Source organism: Amycolatopsis saalfeldensis, assembly GCF_900110575.1.
Classification (GTDB): domain Bacteria; phylum Actinomycetota; class Actinomycetes; order Mycobacteriales; family Pseudonocardiaceae; genus Amycolatopsis; species Amycolatopsis saalfeldensis.
Genome location: NZ_FOEF01000001.1, coordinates 108686 through 129592, shown reverse-complemented (window position 1 = coordinate 129592; position 20907 = coordinate 108686). Strand labels below are relative to the sequence as shown.

3 protein-coding genes are annotated in these 20907 nt (G+C 73.8%); all 3 read left to right on the top strand.

Going from position 1 to position 20907, the window contains the following annotated elements:
• The first annotated feature begins 20 nt into the window (after positions 1–20).
• From BMY97_RS00540 to BMY97_RS00525, 3 genes are read left to right on the top strand one after another with little or no spacing between them, the layout of a single operon-like run.
• A complete protein-coding gene (locus BMY97_RS00540; protein ID WP_091610879.1) occupies positions 21–5270 on the top strand; it encodes a type I polyketide synthase in 5250 nt (1749 codons plus the stop codon).
• Complete coding sequence (locus BMY97_RS00535) at positions 5255–10144, top strand: type I polyketide synthase (RefSeq protein ID WP_425425222.1); 4890 nt, start codon at positions 5255–5257, stop codon at positions 10142–10144. Before BMY97_RS00540 ends, BMY97_RS00535 begins: the two co-directional genes overlap by 16 nt.
• A gap of 47 nt (positions 10145–10191) precedes the next feature.
• The gene (locus BMY97_RS00525) at positions 10192–20796 is read left to right on the top strand and encodes a type I polyketide synthase (protein WP_218156646.1); all 10605 of its coding nucleotides are present in this window, start codon (positions 10192–10194) and stop codon (positions 20794–20796) included.
• The last annotated feature ends 111 nt before the right edge of the window (positions 20797–20907 follow it).

Here is a 20907-nt window from a genome sequence, read left to right as displayed (position 1 = left end):
GCCGGAATGGGGGTAATGGCGTGAGCGCCGAAAGCGAGCGCAAGCTCCTCGACTACCTCAAGCGCGCGACCGCGGACCTGCGCGACGCCAAACTGGCCCTGCAGGAGGCGCGCAGTCGCGAGGCCGAGCCGATCGCGATCGTCGGCATGGACTGCCGGTACCCCGGCGGGGTCGCCTCGCCCGAGGACCTGTGGGAGCTGGTCGCCACAGGCACCGACGCGATCGGCGGCTTCCCGCGGGACCGCGGCTGGCCGCTCGACGCGCTGTACGACCCGTCGCTGGAGCGGCCCGGCACCACGAACACCCGCGAGGCCGGTTTCCTCCACGACGCCGCGGAGTTCGACCCGGAGTTCTTCGGCATCTCGCCGCGCGAGGCGCTCGCGATGGACGCCCAGCAGCGGTTGCTGCTGCAGACGTCCTGGACCGCGCTGGAGCGCGCCGGCATCGTGCCCGAGACCTTGCGCGGCAGCGACACCGGGGTGTTCGCCGGCGTGATGTACCACGACTACCTCGGCCACGCCGCCGCCGGCAGCTTCGTCTCGGGCCGCGTGGCGTACGCGCTGGGGCTTGAAGGCCCCGCGGTGTCGGTGGACACCGCGTGCTCGTCTTCGCTCGTCGCGCTGCACTGGGCCGCGCAGGCGCTGCGCCGCGGCGACTGCTCGCTGGCGCTGGTCGGCGGCGTGACGGTGATGGCGACGCCCGAGACCTTCGTCTACTTCAGCGAACAACGCGGCCTCTCCGACGACGGCCGGTGCAAGGCGTTCGCCGCCGGCGCCGACGGCACGGGCTGGGGCGAGGGCGTCGGCGTGCTGGTGGTCGAGCGCCTTTCCGACGCCCGGCGCCTGGGCCACGAGGTGCTCGCGGTGGTCCGTGGCAGCGCGGTGAACTCCGACGGCGCGTCCAGCGGGCTGACCGTCCCCAATGGACCCGCCCAGCAGCGGGTGATCCGCCGGGCGCTGGAGTCCGCGGGCCTGAGCGCCGCGGACGTCGACCTGGTCGAGGGCCACGGCACCGGTACGAAGCTCGGCGACCCCATCGAGGCCCAGGCCCTGATCGCCACCTACGGCCGTGACCGGGCGGCGGGCGAGCCGCTGCGGCTCGGCTCGCTCAAGTCGAACATCGGCCACACGCAGGCGGCCGCGGGGGTCGGCGGCGTGATCAAGGTGGTGCAGGCGATCCGGCACGGCGTGCTGCCGAAGACACTGCACGTGGACGCGCCGTCGCCGCACGTCGACTGGTCGGCCGGCGCCGTCGAGCTGCTGACCGAGGCGCGGGACTGGCCGGACGCGGGCCGTCCCCGCCGTGGCGCGGTGTCTTCGTTCGGGCTCGGCGGGACCAACGCCCACGTCATTATTGAGCAGGGCACCGTCGACCAAGCCGAGCAAGTGGTCACCGTGCCAGTCGAGCTGCCCGTGGTGGCCTGGCCGCTGTCGGCGGACGCGGCCGACGCGCTCGCCGCGCAGGCACGAAGGCTCGCCGCGCACCCCGCAGAATCGTTGGCGGACATCGGTTTCTCGCTCGCCACCACGCGTTCGGCGCTGGACCACCGCGCGGTGGTCGTCGGTGCCGACCGCGAGGAACTGCTCGCCGGGCTGGCCGCGCTCGCGGCCGATGAGGGCGCGCCCGGCCTGGTGCGCGACCGGCGTGGCACCGGCCGGACCGCGTTCCTCTTCACCGGCCAGGGCGCCCAGCGCGCCGGGATGGGAACGGCGCTCGCCGCGAAGTACCCCGTCTTCGCCGAGGCGCTGGACGCGGTCTGCGCCGCGCTGGACCAGCACCTGGGTCGTCCACTGAGGACGATAATCGAAGACGAAGAAGCCTTGCGGCAGACCGGTTTCACCCAGCCCGCACTGTTCGCGGTCGAGGTGGCGTTGTTCCGGCTGCTGGAGTCGTGGGGACTCAAGCCGGACTTCCTGCTCGGCCATTCGATCGGTGAGCTGGCAGCCGCGCACGGCGCCGGTGTGCTGTCGCTGGCGGACGCGTGCACACTGGTGGCGGCGCGGGCCAGGCTGATGCAGGCGTTGCCTGCCGGTGGCTCGATGGTGGCGCTGCAGGCCACGGAGGCCGAGGTCTTGCCGCTGCTGACCGGCGAGGTGAGCATCGCGGCGATCAACGGCCCGGATTCCGTGGTGGTGTCCGGCTCGGCGGACGCGGTTGCCGCTGTGGTGGCGCGGTTCGAGGGCCGCAAGTCGTCGAAGCTGAAGGTCTCGCACGCGTTCCATTCGCCGTTGATGGAGCCGATGCTGGCGGAGTTCCGCGCGGTCGCGGAAACCCTGACGTACGCGAAGCCCGAGATCCCGGTCGTCTCCACGGCCGGTGCCGGCGCCGACCTGAGCACGCCGGGCTACTGGGTGGAGCAGGTCCGCTCCGCCGTCCGGTTCGACGACGGCCTGCGCGCGCTCGCCGGCGAGGGGGTCACCACGTTCCTCGAAATCGGTCCCGCCGCGGTGCTCACCGCCGCCGGCCGGACCGCGCTGGACGACGAAGCGTTCGCCTTCGTCCCGGCCCAGCGCGCCGACCGGGACGAGGCCCGCACCGTGGTCACCGCGCTCGCGACCCTGCACGCCCGCGGGATTCCCGTGGACTGGAACGCTTTCTACGCCGGTGCCCGCCGCGTCGAGGTGCCGACCTACGCCTTCCGCCGCACCCGCTACTGGCTGCCCGTCACGAGCGCGACCGGCGACGCCGCCGACCACGGCCAGGCGCCCGCCGGGCACCCGATGCTCAGCGCCGTCGTCCGGGTCCCCGACACCGGCGCGGTGGTGCTCACCGGGCGGCTGTCCGCGGCGACCGTGCCGTGGGTGGCCGACCACGTGGTGCTCGGCACGATCCTGGTGCCCGGCACGGCGTTCGTCGAGCTGGCCCAGCGCGCGGCCGACGAGGCCGGCTGCGCCGGCATCGAAGAACTGACCCTCGAGGCCCCGCTGACCCTCGCCGAGGGCGCGGGCGCGGCACTGCAGGTGACGGTGGACGCGGCCGAGGACAGCGGCCGCCGCCGCGTCACCGTCCATTCGCGACCGGACGGCGAAGACGCCTGGACGCGGCACGCCGCCGGGTTCCTGAGCGCCGAGGCCGGAACGCCGTCGTTCGACCTCGCCGAATGGCCGCCCGCCGGTGCCGTCGAGGAAGAGCTGACCGACCCGTACGCGCAGCTCGCCGAGCTGGGATACGACTACGGCGCGGCCTTCCGGGGCCTGCGCGCGATGTGGCGGCACGGCGACGACGTGTACGCCGAAGTCGCCCTGCCGGACGGTACCGAGGCCCGCGACTACGGCCTGCACCCGGCGTTGCTGGACGCCGCGATGCACGCGCAGTTGCTCGGCCCGGCGACCGGCGACGGCGAGGCCCGGCCGATGCTGCCGTTCGCCTTCAGCGGCACGACGCTGCACTCGGCGGGCGCTTCGGCGTTGCGGGTGCGCGTGTCGCCGATCGGGGACGACGCCATCACGCTGCAGATCGCCGACGCCACCGGGAGCCCGGTGCTGTCCGTCGAGTCGCTGGCAGCCCGCCCGATCTCGCTGGACAAACTGGCGCCGAGTTCGCTGTTCCACGTGCGGTGGGAGCCCGCGTCCGACACCGGGAACCCCGCCGCCACCAAGGTTCTTGAAGTGTCCACTCAGGACGGTCAAGTCCCTGTTACCGCGCGGAAGGCGGCCGGGCAGGTCCTGGCCGCGATCCAGGACCTGCTCGCGGAAGAAGGCGACACACGGCTGGCGGTCGTCACGCACGGCGCGGTGTCGGTGGACGGTGAGGACGTCGACCCGGCGATCGCCCCGGTGTGGGGCCTGGTCCGCGCGGCCGAGGCCGAGAATCCCGGCCGGTTCGTCCTGGTCGACGGCAGCGGGGCGGAAGCCGCGCTGGCCACCGGGGAGCCCGAGACGGCCGTGCGCGACGGCAAGGTGCTGGTGCCCCGCTTGACCGCCACGGCCGCAGCGCCGGGTGCATTGGGCTGGAACCCGGACGGCACGGTCCTGATCACCGGCGGTACCGGCGGACTCGGCGCGGTCGTCGCGAAGCACCTGGCAGCCCGGCACGGCGTTCGCCGCCTGCTGCTCACCAGCCGCCGCGGGGCCGACGCGCCGGGAGCCGCCGAGCTGCGTGACGAGCTGACGGCGCTGGGGGCCGAGGTCACCATCGCGAGCTGCGACGTCACCGACGCCGCGTCCGTCGCGAAGCTGCTGGACGGCGTTCCCGCCGAGGCGCCGCTGACCGCGGTCCTGCACGCCGCGGGCGTCCCGGCCGCGGGGCGCGTCGAGACGCTCACCACCGACGAGCTGGATCGCGTCTTCGCCCCGAAGGTCGACGGTGCCTGGCACCTGCACGAGCTGACCCGCGATCTGGACGCCTTCGTGCTGTTCTCCTCCGCGGCGAGCACGGTGCTGGCGGCCGGGCAGTCCGGGTACGCCGCCGCGAACGCGTTCCTCGACGAGCTGGCCCGCCACCGGCACGCCCACGGTCTGCCGGCCACGTCGCTGGCCTGGGGCGCCTGGGCCGAGGACGGCGGCATGGCCGGGGAGCTCGAAGAGGCCGACTTCCGCCGCCTGCGCCGCCTCGGCACCCCGCCGTTGGCGACGGCCGACGCGCTGGCCCTGCTCGACGCCTGCCTCGTTTCCGGAGAGCCGGTGCTCGCGCCGGTGAGGCTGGACTTCGCGGCTCTGCGCGCTCGCACGGACGCGTTGCCGCCGACGTTGCGAAGCCTCGTCCGTCCCGCATCGCCGCGACGGACGCCGGCGCGCGCGGGCGGTTCGGTCACCACCCGGCTGGGGACGCTGCCGGAGGCCGAGCGTGAGGCTTTCCTGCTCGGCGTGGTCGCGGAACAGGTCGTGGCCGTGCTCGGGTTCGCCTCGGCGGCGTCCGTCGAGCCGGAGCGCGCGTTCCAGGAGATGGGCTTCGACTCGCTCACCTCGGTGGAGCTGCGCAACCAGCTCGGTGCGCTGACCGGGCTGAAGCTGACCGCGACGATCGTCTTCGACCATCCGACGCCGTCCCGGCTGGCGCGGCGGCTGCACGAGCTGCTCGGCGCGGCCGGTGGCGCGGCGGACCCGCTGCTGGCCGAGATCGACCGGCTCGAAGCCCGGCTCGGCGGCGCCGCCGGCTCGCTCAACGGGTCGGCCGCGAAGGTCACCGCCCGGCTCGACGCGCTGGCCCGCAAGTGGGCCGAGGCGCACACCGGCCGCGCCGCCGAAGACGACCACTCCGCCGCAGACCTCGGCGCCGCCACCGATGACGAGCTTTTTGCCGTGCTGGACGACGAATTGGGCATCTCATGAACGGGCAGACCATGGGGAACGAGGACAGGCTCCGTGACTACCTCAAGCGCGCGACGGCCGATCTGAAGCAGGCCCGCCGGCGGGTGCACGAGCTGGAGGCCAAGGACACCGAGCCCATCGCGATCATCGGGATGAGCTGCCGGTACCCCGGGGGCGTCCGCACCCCGGACGAGCTGTGGGACCTGGTCGACGAGGGCCGTGACGTGATCGGGGAGTTCCCTGCCGACCGTGGCTGGGACATCGAGGGCGTGTACGACCCGACGCCCGAGCGCCCCGGCAAGACCTACACGCGCCACGGCGGATTCCTTTACGACGCCCCGGACTTTGACGCCGAGTTCTTCGGCATCAGCCCCCGCGACGCGCGCCGGGCCGACCCGCAGCAGCGGATCCTGCTGGAGGCCTCGTGGGAGGCGTTCGAGCGCGCCGGGCTGGACCCGCCCGCGCTCAAGGGCAGCCCCACCGGGGTTTACGCCGGCGTGATGTACCACGACTACAGCGGCGGCAGCCCGGACGGCAGCCTCGTCTCCGGCCAGGTCTCCTACACCCTCGGCCTGGAAGGCCCGTCGGTGTCGGTGGACACCGCGTGCTCGTCCTCGCTGGTCGCGCTGCACCTGGCGGCGCAGGCCCTGCGCCGCGGCGACTGCACGCTGGCGCTGGCGAGCGGCGTCGCCGTGATGGGCACGCCGGAGATGTTCGTCGACTTCTGCAGCCGCCGCGGTCTCGCCGCCGACGGCCGCAGCCGCTCGTTCTCCGACGACGCGGACGGCACGTCGTGGGCCGAGGGCGTCGGCGTCCTCGTGCTCGAACGGCTTTCCGACGCGCGCCGCAACGGTCACCGGATCCTCGCACTGCTGCGCGGTTCCGCGGTGAACCAGGACGGCGCCAGCAACGGCTTCTCCGCCCCCAACGGGCCCTCCCAGGTCCGCGTGATCGAGGCGGCGCTCGCCGACGCGGGGCTGACAGTGTCCGATGTGGACGCCGTCGAGGCGCACGGCACCGGCACCGCGCTCGGTGACCCGATCGAGGCCCAGTCGGTGATGGAGACCTACGGGCAGCGCACCGCGGGCGAACCGCTGCTGCTCGGTTCGATCAAGTCGAACATGGGGCACCCGCAGGCCGCCGCCGGCGTGGCCGGGGTGATCAAGATGGTGCAGGCGATCCGGCACGGCCGGCTGCCGCGCACGCTGCACGTCGGCACGCCGTCGAAGCACGTCGACTGGACCGCGGGCGCGGTCGAGCTGCTGACCGAGCCGCGCGAGTGGCCGGAGACCGGCCGCCCTCGCCGTGGTGCGGTGTCGTCGTTCGGGGTCAGCGGCACCAACTCCCACGTGATCCTGGAACAAGCGCCGGAAGCCGCGGAAATCGAGCCTTCGCCGGCTGCCGTGTATCCGCTGGTGCTCTCGGCGAAGACCCCGGCCGCGCTGGCCGAGGCGGCCGGACGGCTGGCCGCGGGCGTGGACGGCGATCTGACTGACGTCGCCTATACGCTGGCCGCCGGGCGCGCGTCCTTCGACCACCGCGCCGTGGTGCTCGCCGAAGACAGCGCGCAGGCGGCCGAAGCCTTACGCGCGCTGGCCGCCGGCGGTTCGCGGCCCGACGTGGTCACCGGCACCGCCGACGTGCGGGGCAAGACCGTGTTCGTGTTCCCCGGCCAGGGTTCGCAGTGGACCGGCATGGCGATCGAGCTGCTCGGGCAGTCGCCCGCGTTCGCCGAACGGCTGGCCGAGTGCGACGCGGCGCTGCGGAAGTTCGTGGACTGGTCAGTTCTGGCCGTCCTGCGCGGGGAGCCGGGCACGCCGCCCGCCGACCGGGTGGACGTCGTGCAGCCGATGCTGTGGGCGGTGATGGTCTCGCTGGCCGCGCTGTGGCGCGCGCACGGCGTGGAGCCGGACATGGTGATCGGCCACTCGCAGGGCGAGATCGCCGCCGCGAGTGTCGCAGGTGCACTGTCGCTTGAGGACGGTGCCCGGGTGGTCGCGTTGCGCAGCAAGGCGATCGGTGAAGTGCTGGGCGGCCGGGGCGGCGGGATGCTCGCCGCCGGGCTGTCCGCGACCGACCTGCGCGCCCGTCTCGACGCCTGGGACGGCCGGATTTCACTGGCCGCCGACAACGGCGCGACCTCGGCCGTGCTGTCCGGCGACGGCGACGCACTCGATCAGCTGCGCGACGAGCTGGTCGCGGAAGGCTTCCGTGCCAAGCGGGTGCCGGTGGACTACGCCTCGCACTCCGCGCACGTCGAGCACCTGTCCGACCGGCTGCTGGCCGACCTCGGCCCGATCGAGCCCCGTCTCGGCTCCGTCGCGATGACCTCGACCGTGAACGAGGAGCCGGTCGGGGAGTCCACTCTGGACGCGGAGTACTGGTTCACCAACCTGCGCACGACGGTCAGCTTCGCCCCGGTCGTCGCGAAGCTCGCCGCGGCCGGCTACACGCGGTTCATCGAGGTCAGCCCGCATCCGGTACTGGCGATGAGCATCCAGGAGACGCTGGACGAGACCGGGCACGCCGGCGCCGTCTCCGGCACCCTGCGCCGCGACGAGGGCGGCCTGGTCCGGTTCGCGACGTCGATGGCCGAGTACGCGGTCCGCGGCGGCGCGGCCGGCTGGACCTCGCTGGCGCCCGGTGGCCGGCTGGCCGACCTGCCGACCTATCCGTTCCAGCACAAGCGTTTCTGGCACGAGGACGAGTCCGCGGCCGAGCCGCCTACCGCCGCGCCGGTGGCCGATCAGGAGTTCTGGCAGGACGTCACCGGCGGCGATGTCGACGCGCTGGCGGCCCGGCTCGGCGTCGAGGCGGCACCGCTCGCCGAGGTCGTCCCGGCGCTGGCCGCCTGGCACGGCCGCCGGACCGAACTGTCCACGGTGGACTCCTGGCGCTACCGCGTTTCGTGGGCCCCGCTGCCGGGGGTCGCCGGTGGGCTCAAGGGCGCCTGGCTCGTGGTCCTCCCGGCCGGGGTGCCCGAGGCGGCCGAGCTGGCCGACGCGCTCACGGAGCAGGGCGACATCGTGCGGGTCATCGCGCCTGCCGAGCGCGCCACATTGACCGAGGTGATCACGGGGGCAACTGCGCTCCGCCCATTCGACGGCGTGCTTTCGCTGCTGGCGCTCGACACCCGTGAGCACCCGGAAGGCCCGGCGCTGACCACTCCGGTCGCCGCGACCATCACGCTGCTGCAGGCCCTGCAGGACGCCGCCGTCGACGCGCCGGCCTGGGTCGTCACCCGCGGCGCCGTCGCGGTGGACGCGTTCTCCGACGCCGACCCGGCCGCCGCGGCGGTGTGGGGTCTCGGCACGGTCGCCGGGCTCGACCGCCCGGGCACCTGGGGCGGTCTGGCCGACGTGACCGGTGCGGCGGACGCGCCCCGGCTGGCCGCGGTGGTGTCCGGAGTGGACAGTGAGGACCAGGTGGCGATCCGGCCCTCCGGGGTATTCGGCAAGCGCATGGTGCGCGCGCCGCTCGCCGGTGCCGGTGCCCGGCGGGATGGGGCGGCGCAGGCCGGAGCTGGCGCCCGGCTGGATGGGGCGGCGCAGGCCGGAGCCGGTGCCCGGCGGGATGGGACGGCGCTCGCCGGGGCCGGCGGTGCGGCCGAGCCGTGGCAGCCGCGGGGCACAGTGCTCGTCACCGGGGGCACCGGCGCGGTCGGCGCGCACGTCGCCCGCTGGCTCGCCGGCCGCGGTGCCGAGCACCTCGTGCTGACCAGCCGCCGCGGGCTCGACGCGCCCGGCGCACGGGAGCTGCTCGAGGAGCTTTCGGGCACGCGGGTCACCGTCGCGGCTTGCGATGTTTCGGACCGCACGGCGCTCGAAGCCCTGCTGGCCGAGCACCCGCCGTCCGCCGTCGTGCACGCCGCCGGGGTGCTGACCGCCGAGCCGCTGCTGGCCGATGTCACGCCGGCGGAGTTCGCCGCCGCCACCCGCGCCAAGGTCACCGGCGCCGCGCTGCTCGACGAGCTGCTCGGCGAGACCGAGCTGGACGCGTTTGTGCTGATGTCCTCGGGAGCCGCCGTCTGGGGCACCTCGGGCCAGCCCGCGTACGCCGCGGGCAACGCTTACCTCGACGGGCTCGCCCGCCGTCGTCGCGCGACCGGGAAGACCGCGACTTCGATCGCCTGGGGCTCCTGGGGCGGCGGGGGCATGGTCGACACCGAGGCGAGCGATCTGTTGCGCCGCATGGGATTGGCCGAGATGGACCCGCGGCTCGCCGTCGAGGTCTTGGGCCAGGCGCTCGATCACGACGAGAGCCAGCTGGTGGTCGCGGACATCGACTGGACCGCGTTCGCGCCGGTTTACCAGCTCGCCCGGCCGCGGCCGCTGCTGCGCGGGCTGCCCGAAGCGGCCGATGACACCGGCGAGTCTTCGCCCGAGCCGACCGGAGACCTCAAGGGGCAGCTGGCTTCGCTCACCCCGGCCGAGCAGCAGCGGACGCTGCTGGAGCTGGTGCGTGGCCAGGTCGCCGTGGTCGCCGGGTACGACGCCGGTTCGGCGGTCGAGCCGGCCCGGGCGTTCAAGGAACTGGGCTTCGACTCGGTGACGGCCGTCGACCTGCGCAACCGGCTCGGCGCCAGCACCGGGCTGAAGCTGCCGGCCACCGTCGCGTTCGACCACGTGAACTCCCACGCGCTGGCCGAGCACCTGTGGACGCAGCTGTGCGAGGGCGTCGCGGAGGTTCCGCTGGAGGTCGAGCTGGACCGGCTCGAGTCCGTCGCGGCCGGGCTGGACGCGGCGGAGATCGACCGGTCCCGGATCGTCGCGCGGCTGCAGGCGATGGTCACCACGCTGCACCAGACGATCGCCGGCGGGACCGCCGGCGCGGCGCTGGAGGCCGCGACCACGGACGAGCTTTTCGCCCTGATCGACAACGAGCTAGGCGCCTGAGCGCCGCCCACCCGCAGGACCACCGGAGCGACAAGAGGGTTCCCAAGATGACTGACGAAAGCAAGCTGGTCGACTACCTGAAGCGGGTGACCGCGAACCTCCAGGAGACGCGGGAGCGGCTGCGCGCGGTCGAGGCCGCCGAGGCCGAGCCGATCGCGATCGTCGCGATGGGCTGCCGGTACCCCGGTGACGTGCGCTCGCCCGAGGACCTCTGGGAGCTGGTGGCCCAGGGCCGCGACGCCGTCGGAGACTTCCCGGCCGACCGCGGCTGGAACCTGGGCACGCTGTTCGACGCCGACCCGGACGCGCCCGGCACGAGTTACGTCAGCGAGGGCGGTTTCGTCCACGACGCGGGCCAGTTCGACGCGCCGTTCTTCGGCATCTCGCCACGCGAGGCGCTGGCGATGGACCCGCAGCAGCGGCTGGTGCTGGAGCTGGCGTGGGAGACCGTCGAACGCGGCGGCATCGCCCCGCACTCGCTGGCGAAGCAGCAGGTCGGCGTGTTCATCGGCAGCGGCGGCCAGGACTACTACGACGAGCTGCCGCCCTCGGTGCTCGCCGGCGAGGTCGAGGACTACCTGAGCACCGGCAACGCCGGCTCGGTGATTTCCGGCCGGATCGCCTACGCGCTGGGCCTTGAGGGCCCGGCCGTGACGATCGACTCGGCCTGCTCCTCGTCGCTGGTCGCGCTGCACCTGGCCGTGCAGTCGCTGCGGCAGCGGGACTGCTCGCTGGCGCTGGCCGGCGGGGTCATGGTCATGTCGCGCCCCGGCCCGTTCCTGGCGTTCAGCCGCCAGCGCGGCCTGGCCGCCGACGGCCGTTGCAAGCCTTTCTCCGACAGCGCCGACGGCACCGGCTGGGCCGAGGGCGCGGGCACCCTGCTGCTCGAACGGCTCTCGGACGCCCGCCGCAACGGGCACCCGGTCCTGGCGGTCGTGCGCGGCTCCGCGGTGAACTCCGACGGCGCGTCCAATGGTCTGACCGCGCCGAACGGCCCTTCGCAGCAGCGCGTGATCCGCCAGGCGCTGGCGAACGCGCAGCTCTCGGCGTCCGATGTGGACGCTGTCGAGGGCCACGGCACCGGCACCACCCTCGGCGACCCGATCGAGGCCCAGGCGGTGCTGGCGACCTACGGCCAGGACCGCCCGGGCGCCCCGCTGTGGCTGGGCTCGATCAAGTCCAACATCGGCCACGCCCAAGCCGCGGCCGGCGTCGGCGGAGTGATCAAGATGGTCATGGCCCTGCGCCACGGACTGCTGCCGGAGACCCTGCACGTGACCGAGCCGTCCACCGAGGTCGACTGGGCTTCGGGCAATGTCGAGCTGCTCCGCTCGTCTCGCGAGTGGCCGTCGGAGGGCCGCCCGCGCCGTGCCGGGATCTCGTCGTTCGGCGTGAGCGGGACCAACGCGCACGTGATCGTGGAAGAGGCGCCCGCCCCCGAGGCGGTGTCGCCGGCCGCGTCGGTGTCGCCGGCCTGGCCCGCTGCCCTGCCCGTGCCGATGCCGTTGTCCGGCCACGGGTCCGCCGCGCTGAAGGCCCAGGCCGGGCGGCTGACATCTAACATGTCAGTCCCGGCACTGACATCTAACATGTCAGCTGCCGAAGTGACATCTAACCTTTCAGCTGCCGCACTGACATCTAACCTTTCAGTCCCCGAGCTGACATCTAACATTTCAGACCGCGCACTGACATCTAACATGTCAGTTCCCCAGGTGACATCTAACATGTCAGTGGCGGAGCGCTCGCCCCTGAACCTCGGCTTCTCACTAGCCACCTCCCGCTCGCCGCTGTCGCATCGGGCTGTGGTGCTGTCCGAGGATCCGGAAGCCGCCATTGCCGCGCTTGCTGCCGGTGAGAACCACCCGGGTCTGGTGACCGGCGCGCAGGTCGAGGGGCAGACCGCGTTCCTGTTCTCCGGGCAGGGCGCCCAGCGGCCCGGCATGGGGGCCGGGCTGGCGGCCGCGTTCCCGGTGTTCGCCGAGGCGCTGGACGAGGTCTGCGCCGAGCTGGACCCGCGGCTGGACCGTCCACTCAAGACAGTGATGGCCGACAATCCCCGCCTGATCAACCAGACCGGCTACACCCAGCCCGCGTTGTTCGCGATCGAGGTCGCGCTGTTCCGGCTGCTCGAATCGTGGGGGATCAAGCCCGACTACCTGCTCGGGCACTCGATCGGTGAGCTGGCCGCCGCGCATGTCGCCGGGGTGCTGTCGCTCGCCGATGCCGCGAAACTTGTTGCGGCCAGGGCGAAACTGATGCAGGCGCTTCCTGGCGCAAGGATTGCGTCGCGCAGCGACTCCGCTGAGGGCGGCGGCGGGGAAATGGGTGGTGGCTCGATGGTCGCGCTGCAGGCGACCGAGGAGGAGGTCCTGCCGCTGCTGACCGCCGAGGTGAGTATCGCGGCGATCAACGGCCCGGAGTCCGTGGTGCTCTCGGGCACCGAAGCCGCCGTTGCCGCCGTGGTGGCGCAGTTCGAGGGGCGCAAGTCCTCGAAGCTGAAGGTCTCGCACGCGTTCCACTCGCCGTTGATGGAGCCGATGCTGGCGGAGTTCCGCGCGGTGGCCGAGACCCTGGCCTATGCCCAGCCGGTGATCCCGATCGTCTCCACAGTCGGTGCGGATGTCGACTTGGCGACTCCGGGGTACTGGGTGGACCAGGTCCGCGCGGCCGTCCGGTTCCACGACGGCATCGGCACGCTGGCGGCGCAGGGAGTCGGCCGGTTCGTCGAGGTCGGGCCGGACGGGGTGCTCTCGGCCCTGGTGCGCCAGATCACCGAGAGCGCCGTGGTGATCCCGGTGCAGCGCAAGGACCGGCCGGAGGCCCACACCGCGCTGACCGCGCTCGCCGAACTGTTCGTCAGCGGCCTGGTGCCGGACTGGGCCGCGGTCTTCGCCGGCCGTGGCGCCCAGCGGGTCGACTTGCCGCCCTATGCCTTCCAGCGCAAGCGTTACTGGCTCGACGCCCGCGCGAACCGCGATGAGATGACCGCCGCGGGCCTCACCTCGGCCGGGCACCCGCTGCTCGGTGCCGCGGTCGCGCTCGCCGACACCGACGGGGTGGTGCTCACCGGCCGGCTGTCGGTCGAGACGCACGCGTGGCTGGCCGAGCACCGGCTCGGCGACGTCGTCACCGTGCCCGGCACCGCGTTCCTGGAACTGGTGGTCCGTGCCGGCGACCAGGTCGGCGCCGGCCGGATCGCAGAGCTGACCCTGGGCAGCCCGCTGGTCGTCCCGAACCGGGGCGGGGTCCAGGTGCAGGTGACCGTCGGCGCCGCGGGCGACGACGGCCTCCGCGCCGTGACCGTCCACTCGCGACTGGAGGACGAAGCCGGTGAGTGGACCTCCCACGCCACCGGCACGGTGGCAGCGCAGTCGCACCGCGGGGGCTCCGCGCTGACCGAGTGGCCGCCGGCCGGCGCCGAGCCGGTCGCGATCGACGGCGTGTACGACGACTTCGCCGACACCGGCCTCGGCTACGGCCCGCTGTTCCGCTCGCTGCGCGCGGTGTGGAGCCGGGGCCGAGAGGTGTTCGCCGAGGTGACGCTCCCCGAGGACAGCGAGGCCGAGCGCTTCGGCCTGCACCCGGCCGCGCTCGATGCCTGCACCCACGCCCTGCGGGTCGCGGGTGGCGGTGACGGCGGCGTCGGCCTGGTCCCGTTCTGCTGGACCGGCGTCGAACTCCACGCCACCGGCGCGTCCGCGCTGCGGGTGCGGTTCGCGCCGACCACCAGCGAGGGCTTCGAGATCACGCTGGCCGACGCCACCGGCGCGCCCGTCGCCACCGTCGCGGAGGCAGTGTTCCGGCCGTTCACCACGCCGGTCGACGCCGGTCCGCCGCTGTATCGCGTCGAGTGGCAGCGGGCGGCCGCCCTTGAGGCCACTGTGGACACTTCGCACGCCGAGGTCTTCGAGTGCGCCGGGGAAAACCCGCAGGAGACGCACGCACTGACCCACCGCGTGCTCGCCCGGCTGCAGGACTGGCTGGCCACCGAGCACGCCGACGACGCCCGTCTCGTGGTCGTCACCCGCGGCGCGGTTTCGGTGGGTGGCGCCGACGTCACCGACCTGGCCGCGTCCGCCGCCTGGGGCCTCGTGCGCTCGGCGCAGGAAGAGAACCCGGACGCCTTCGTCCTGCTTGATCTCGATGACGAATCCGCCGCCGAAGACGTGCTGCCGCAGGTGCTCGCCGCCGGGGAGGCGCAAGCCGCGGTCCGCCTCGGGGTGCTCCTCGTGCCCCGGCTGGTCCGCGCGGCGCCGGAGACCGAGCCCGCGTACTTCTGCCCGCACGGCACCGTGCTGGTCACGGGCGCGTCCGGGGCGCTGGGCGGCAGGCTCGCCTGGCACCTGGTCACCGAGCACAACGTGCGCCGCCTGCTGCTGCTGAGCCGCCGGGGCACGCCGGAGCTGACGCGGCTGGCCACCGAAATCGGCGAGCTGGGGGTGGCGGTCGAGGTCGCGCAGTGCGACGTCGCCGACCGCGCCGCGCTCACCGCGGTTCTGGCCACCATCCCGGCCGAGCACCCGCTCACCGCGGTGGTCCACGCCGCCGGGGTGCTCGACGACGGGGTGGTCACCGCGCTCACGCCCGACCGCGTCGACACGGTGCTGCGGCCCAAGGTCGACGGCGCGCTGAACCTGCACGAGCTGACCCGCGACACCGCGCTCTCGGCGTTTGTGCTGTTCTCCTCGGTTTCCGGCGTGCTCGGCGCGCCCGGCCAGGGCAGCTACGCCGCCGCGAACGCGTTCCTCGACGCCCTCGCCGCGCACCGCGTCGCCCATGGCCTGCCCGGGCTGTCACTGGGCTGGGGCCTGTGGGGCGAGGTCGGCGGCATGGGCGGCACGCTCTCGGCCGAGGAGGTCACGCGGCTCGCGACGAGCGGGGTCGTCCCGCTGTCCACCGTGGAGGGACTGGCCCTGTTCGACCGGGCGCTGGTGGTCCGCCACGCCACCGTGGTCCCGGCGAAGCTGGACCTGCCCACGCTGCGCCGGCTCGACCGGATCCCGAAGACCCTGGAAGAGCTGGTCGGCCGGGCCGGACGGCGGATCGCCGCCGGTGCGGCCGCGGCGAGGGAAGACTCGTTCGCGACGCGGCTGCTGGACCTGCCCGAGGCGGACCGCCGTGACGCGGTGCTGGAGCTGGTGCGCGGCCACGCGGCCACCGTGCTCGGGTACGGCGGTGCGCACGAGATCGAGCCGTCGGCCCAGTTCCAGTCGCTCGGCTTCGATTCGCTCACCGCGATCGAACTGCGCAACGGGCTCACCTCGGCCACCGGCCAGCGGCTGCCCGCGACGCTGATCTTCGACCACCCCACGCCGTCCGCGCTCGCCGGCCACCTGCTGGCGGAGCTGGCCGGCACCACCGCCGAGGTGGTCACCGCGGCCGCGCGGACCTCCGGCGACGAGCCGATCGCGATCGTCGGCATGGCCTGCCGGCTGCCGGGCGGGGTCACCTCGCCGGAGCAGCTGTGGGAGCTGGTCGCCGAGGGCCGCGAAGCCATCGGCGACTTCCCGGCCGACCGCGGCTGGGACGTCGACGGCCTGCTCGACCCGAGCGGCCGGCGGCCCGGCACCACGTACGTCGCCCGAGGCGGTTTCGTCTACGACGCCGGCGACTTCGACCCGGCCTTCTTCGGCATCTCGCCCAAGGAAGCCCCGATGATCGACCCGCAGCAGCGGCTGCTGCTCGAGTCGTGCTGGGAGGCCCTCGAACGCGCCGGGATCGACCCGGCCTCGCTCAAGGGCAGCCCGACCGGCGTGTACGCGGGCGTCCAGTACCACGACTACGTGGGCGCGAGCAGCGCCGGCTCGATCGTCACCGGCCGGGTGTCCTACACGCTCGGGCTGGAGGGCCCCGCGGTCAGCGTGGACACCGCCTGCTCGTCTTCGCTGGTCGCGATGCACATGGCCGCGCAGGCGCTGCGCGGCGGGGACTGCTCGCTGGCGCTGGCCGGAGGTGTCACCGTGATGGCGACGCCGGAGACGTTCGTCGAGTTCGCCCGCCAGCAGGGCCTCGCGGCCGACGGGCGGTGCAAGGTGTTCTCCGACGACGCCGACGGCACCACCTGGTCCGAGGGCGCCGGCGTGGTCGTGCTGGAGCGGCTGAGCGACGCCCGCCGCCTCGGCCACCCGGTGCTCGCGGTGCTCAAGGGCAGCGCGGTCAACCAGGACGGCACGTCCAACGGCCTCACCGCGCCCAACGGCCCGGCCCAGCAGCGCGTGATCCGCGCGGCACTGGCCGATGCCGGCCTGGTCGCGTCCGATGTGGACGCCGTCGAGGCCCACGGCACCGGCACCAAACTGGGCGACCCGATCGAGGTCCAGGCGCTGCTGGCCACCTATGGCAAGGAGATCGCCGCGGACCGTCCGTTGTGGATCGGCTCGGTCAAGTCGAACATCGGCCACACCCAGGCCGCGGCCGGCGCGGCCGGGGTGATCAAGATGGTGATGGCGATGCGCCAGGGCGAGCTGCCCGCGACGCTGAACGTCGGCCGCCCGTCCACCGAGATCGACTGGTCCTCGGGCGCGGTCCGGGTGCTGGCCGAGCCGGTCAAGTGGCTGCCCAACGGGCACACCCGCCGGGCCGGCGTCTCGTCCTTCGGCGTGAGCGGCACCAACGCCCACGTGATCCTGGAGGAGGGCGACCGCCGCGAGGTCGCCGGCGGCGGCGTGCCCGAGCACGACGGCCCGGTCGCCTGGCCGGTCTCCGGCCGCGGCGCCGCGGCGCTGCGGGCCAAGGCCGAGCAGTTGATGTCCTATGTGGACGAGGAGCCGGACGGCAGCCTCGCGGACATCGGCTTCTCGCTGGCCACCACCCGCAGCGCGTTCGACCGCCGCGCGGTGCTGATCGGCAACCGCTCGCCGCAGTTCGTCCGCGGCCTCGCGGCACTGGTGGACGAGGAGGAGGCGCGCGGCGTCGTCAGCGGCGTCGCCACCGCCACCGGGCGCACGGCGTTCCTGTTCGCCGGCCAGGGTTCGCAGCGCGCCGGCATGGGCGCGCGGCTCGCGGAGCAGTTCCCGGTCTTCGCCGCGGCTTACGACGAGGCCTGCGCCGCCGTCGACCGGCATCTCGACCGGCCGATCCTCGAGATCATCAACGGCGGCGAGGACCTGAACGAGACGCGCTACACCCAGCCCGCGCTGTTCGCGCTCGAGGTCGCGCTGTTCCGCCTGGCCCGGTCGTGGGGCGTCAAGCCCGACGTGCTGGCCGGGCACTCGATCGGCGAGGTCGCCGCGGCCCACTGCGCCGGGGTGCTCTCGCTGGCCGACGCGGCGAAGCTCGTTGTCGCCCGCGGCGCGCTGATGCAGGCGCTTCCCACGGGAGGCGCGATGGTGGCGATCGACGCGACGCCCGACGCCGTACTCGAAGCCGCCGGTGACACCGTGGACATCGCCGCGGTGAACGGACCGAGCGCCGTGGTGATCTCGGGAGCCGCCGAAGCCGTGGCCGCGGTGGCCGCGAAGTTCGAGCGCACCAAGCAACTCCGCGTCTCGCACGCGTTCCACTCGCGGCTGATGGACCCGATGCTGGCGGAGTTCCGGACCGTCGCCGAAGGGCTCGCCTACGCCGAGCCGCGGATCCCGGTGCTCTCCACCGTCACCGGTGAGCCCGCCGATCTGACGTCACCGGAGTACTGGGTGCGGCAGGTGCGCGAAGGCGTCCGGTTCCTCGACGCCGTCACCCGCGCCGCGGCCGACGGCGTCACCCGCTTCCTGGAACTGGGCCCGGACACCACACTCACCGCGATGGCCGACGGCTGCCTCGACGAGCGGCCCGAAGGACTGGTGCTCGCTTCGTTGCTGCACAAGGAACAGGACGAGGCGGTGGCCGCGCTGACCGGCGTCGCGCAGCTGCACGTCAGCGGCGTCGACGTCGACTGGGCCGCGGTGTACGAGCCGACCGGCGCCCGTCCGGTCGGCCTGCCGACCTACCCGTTCCAGCGCAGCCGCTACTGGCTGGAGAGCACCGCGTCCGCGCCCGGCGAGGAGGACCACCCGCTGCTGGGCTCGGTCCTGGACCTGGCCGACGCCGACGGGCTGCTGTTCACCGGGCGGCTTTCGGTGGGCACGCACCCGTGGCTGGCCGACCACGTCGTCGGCGGCCAGATCCTGTTCCCCGGCACCGGGTTCGTCGAGATGGCGATCCGCGCCGGCGACGAGGCCGGCTGCCCGCGCCTGGAGGAGCTGACCCTGGAGTACCCGCTGGTCCTGCCCGAGCGCTCCGGCGTGCGGGTGCAGTTCGCGGTCAGTGCGCCCACCGCGGGCGGCGATCGGACGTTCAGCGTGCACTCACGTCCGGAAGGCGCGGCCGAGGGCGTCCCGTGGACACGGCACGCCACCGGACGGCTGGCGAAGGCCGGCAAGGCCGAGAAGTTCGACCTCACGGCCTGGCCGCCGGAGGGCGCGACGCCGGTCCAGCTCGAGGGCACGTACGAGGAGCTGGCCGCCGACGGTCTGGCGTACGGGGAAGCGTTCCGCGGTCTGGTCGCGGCCTGGAAGCGCGATGGTGAGGCCTTCGCCGAGATCCAGCTCCCGGGTTCGGTGTCCGATGTGGACCGTTACGGCATCCACCCGGCGGTGCTCGACGCGGCGCTGCACACCATCGGCGTCTCCGGCGCGGCCGGGGACGAGCCGGCGCTGCCGTTCGCCTGGGAGGGCGTCCGGCTGCACGCGGTGGGGGCGACGACCCTGCGGGTGCACGTCCGGCCGGTCGGCACCGGGGCGGTGTCCCTCGACATCGCGGACGGGGCCGGCGCGCCGGTCGCTTCGGTCGGCTCGTTGCTGCTGCGGCCGATGTCCGCGGTCCCACAGCCGGTCGCGGCGGGCGGCGGCGACTCGCTGTTCCGCGTGGCCTGGGAGCAGACCGACCTCGACGCCGTCGCGGAGGTCACCGACTGGACCGTTGTGGGTGCCGACCCGTTCGGCCTCACCGACGCGCTGGGCGCGAAGGCTTCGGCGGACTTCGCCGGGGCCACTGGCTTGCTCGTGCTGCCTTCGAGCGGCGACGGCGTGCACGCCGAGCTGCACCGGGTTTTGGGACTGCTGCAGGAATTCCTCGGCCGTGCCGACGGCTCGCTGCTCGTCGTGACCCGCGGTGCGGTGGCCGCGGAGGCGGGGGAGAACCCCGACCCGGTCGGTGCCGCGGTGGCCGGCCTGGTGCGCTCGGCGCAGGCCGAGCACCCGGGCCGCATCGCGCTCGTCGACCTCGGCGCGGGCACCCCGACCGGCCGCACGCTGGCCGCGGTGTCGGCGTCGGACGAGCCGCAGGTGGCCTTGCGCTCGGGCGCGGTCCTGGTGCCGCGCCTGGTGCGGGCGGCCGACGCGGCCGGTGCGCCGGTCTGGGACGCCGAGGGCACGGTGCTCATCACCGGGGCCACCGGTGCACTGGGCGGCGCCGTCGCCCGGCACCTGGTCACCGAGCACGGCGTGCGGCACCTGCTGCTCGCCAGCCGGCGCGGGGCCGAGGCCCCGGGTGCGGCGGAACTGCGCGACGAGCTGACCGGGCTGGGCGCGGAAGTCACCCTCGCCGCCTGCGACGTGGCCGACCGTGACGCGGCAACGGCTTTGCTGTCCCGGGTTTCGCCGGACGCGCCACTGCGCGGTGTCGTCCACGCCGCCGGTGTGCTCGACGACGGCGTGCTCGCGTCACTGACCCCCGATCGGCTGGACACCGTGCTCCGGCCCAAGGTCGACGCGGCGCTGACCCTGCACGAGCTGACCCGCGAAGCCGATCTCACGGCGTTTGTGCTGTTCTCCTCGGCCGCCGGGGTGCTCGGCGCGCCGGGCCAGGGCAGTTACGCCGCGGCGAATGCCTTCCTCGACGCGCTGGCGGCCCGCCGCCGGGCCGAAGGACTGACGGGCACCTCACTCGCCTGGGGCCTGTGGGCCGACGGCATGGGCAAGGCGCTGGAGGACACCGACACGCACCGGATCAACGAGACCGGCATCGCCGCATTGTCCACTGAGGACGGACTGCGGCTGCTGGACTCCGCGACGGGCTCGGCCGAGGCGCTCCTGGTCCCGATCGCGCTCGACACCCGGGTACTGGCGAGCACGGGCGACGACGACCTCCCGGCCGTCCTGCGCGGCCTGGCGGGCACCCCGGGCCGTCGCGCGGCCCAGGACGCGGTGGAGGAAACCGAGTCGCTCGCGCAGAAGCTAAGCGGGCTGCCGGTGAACAAGCGCGTCCCGACCGTGCTCACCCTGGTGCGGACGCATGCCGCCGCGCTGCTCGGGCACACCGGGCCGGAGGCGGTGGAGCCGGACCGCTCGTTCAACGAGGTCGGGTTCGACTCCCTGTCGGCGACCGGGTTCCGGAACAAGCTCAGCCTCGTCACCGGGCTGAAGCTCCCGGTCAGCCTGATCTTCGATTACCCGACCCCGCGGATCCTGGCCGGGCACCTGGTCGGCGAGCTGGCCCCGGAGGAGGTCGCCGAGCCGGCCGGAACCGTTACCGAGCAAGGAGTTCGCGACGCACTGGCGGGCCTCAGCCTGGAACAGCTGCGTTCGGCCGGGCTGCTGGACGGCTTGCTGGAGCTGGCCGGAGTGCGGCTGCCGGAGGAAGCCGAGACCACCGCGGTCGAGGCGGGCACCATCGACGGCTTGGACACCGACGCGTTGATCAGCCTGGCCATCGGCGGCGGTGACGATGACTAGTCGACCCCTAAACCCGTTCCACCCGGCCATTATTGCCGCGCCCGCGCGCGATGCGGTCCACTGGCACGGACAGTTTCCGGGCTCCTTGCCGGTTTCCCGACGCGAGAAGTT

Coding starts and splice junctions, on each gene's coding strand:
- BMY97_RS00525 (WP_218156646.1), top strand. CDS start 10,192: ATGACTGACGAAAGCAAGCTGGTCGACTACCTGAAGCGGGTGACCGCG.